The following is a 1,703-nucleotide window of genomic DNA, read 5'->3' as shown; positions in this document are numbered from 1 at the left end:
ATATGTTTTCTTTTTCCATCCTGATCACGCACCTTTTTTAAGTAGTAATACCAGTATGGCCAAGTTTGAAAGAATATTTTCAAATCATTTAGCTTTTTTGCACCAGAACCCCTACATATACATCATGTAATTCATACACTTGGCCAGGTTGTAATTGGTTCATGATGTCTTCCAAATGAATTTGTATATATACCGGTCTCAATTGAGCAGGTTTTGTTTTAAATACCACTGTTTCGAATTCTTTTCTATATATTTTAGTTGGTAATTTAAGACGCGATAAATAATACCCTTCCTTATCTTGGATCGATTTAAAGTCTTGTAAACGAAAATACCCTAAGTCACGAATATATAGTTCATTCTTTTGTGTCATGTCCATTCGAGTCGCCCCATATGCCTGATCACTTCGTTTTCCTGGTTCAATTTTCACATCAGAAAACTCTCCACTCAACAAGTCATACTCTAATTGAATTTTCACGCCAGCTGTATGACTACAGCCTCCAGCACCAGGATAAGTAGCTGCGAATCGATCTGGAACTTGAAAGATTGTAGAATCAAGGATGCAAATCCGCTCAAAGTAAGCAGAAAGAGAATGAGAAATTGTAGATGATCCTCCAATTTTAGCTTGTAGAAGTGTAGTAAATACAGTTCGAAAGAAGGCTGCAGAAGCCGAGTTAAATTGTCGATTAACTCCCTCAGGACTTAATAAAATTCCTGTTGAAGTTTCTAATTGACTACAAAGTTGAGTAAGAGAGGTTGTAGCGATTTGTTGATTTAACCATACACACAAAGATAAAAAATGGTGCCCATGGCACTTACGTTTTCATTTCATTCCACCTGCTTCTATGGCTAATTGATTCAGTGTAGCGGGGGACATATACCGATATAACTCTTCGGCAAATAAAGACAGCTCTTGTTTTTGATGCATATTCATAAAAAGCACGTCACCCTTTCTCATTAACATAAGAGAATAGTAACGTGCTTTTAACTTCAAGAATAACCCAAATCCTTAAGTTGATGGATGTGTGATAATACCCCCTTAATGTATTATTTTTTACATATAGCCTAGTTCATTTCATTGTTGCTCTAAAATAATTTCCCGTGTTACAAAGAAAGATTTTGCTACTAATACTAATTTGATTTCCATACTTTTATATACATTACAAGAAATTAGTAATATTCGTATGACTGTGAATCTAATCCACCATGATTAGATTCGAATTTGTACATTTCCCCACAATTTTCATTATAAATCACAATAACCACTTTCCTTTAATTTTCGTGACGAATTCAAATATAAAAAGTTATGATATGTCCCATTTGAAAAGCTATTATTGTAATTGGTTTTAAGTCAAAAAATAAGATTTCTAACTGGTTAGCTAGAAATCTTATTTTTATTAATATTAATCAATTACTCGTTCATGCAAATTAATTCAATGCTTTCGATATAAAACGAACCTTCGGTTTCGCCTATCTCAATTCGTACACAATCTGTATCTGGGAATACATCTACTGTTTTCGTAATATATCCTTCTTCACAAGACGTAAACGTCAATTTTTCTTGATTCTCCTCACAATCCATAAGCGTGACATACCCATTTCCAGGCCCTTCTTTTTTGGCAATAACACGTAAGACATACCCATGATTATGTTGGAGATGGACATTTTGAGATACGCCAGCACTCCAATTAGATAGAACCAATACA

General features: G+C 34.1%; 2 pseudogenes. Both read right to left on the bottom strand.

Annotation, left to right across the window (positions count from 1 at the left end):
• Positions 1-109: 109 nt before the first annotated feature.
• A pseudogene (locus ASE54_RS26925) lies at positions 110-931 on the bottom strand (IS4 family transposase); the annotation flags it as partial.
• A 477-nt stretch (positions 932-1,408) separates the two neighbouring features.
• Positions 1,409-1,703, bottom strand: a pseudogene (locus tag ASE54_RS37270) (pesticidial crystal protein); the annotation flags it as partial.

Origin of the sequence: Bacillus sp. Root131 (genome assembly GCF_001429475.1) — a bacterium.
Lineage (GTDB): Bacteria > Bacillota > Bacilli > Bacillales > Bacillaceae_G > Bacillus_A > Bacillus_A thuringiensis_S.
This window is presented reverse-complemented; position numbering and strand designations above follow the sequence as displayed.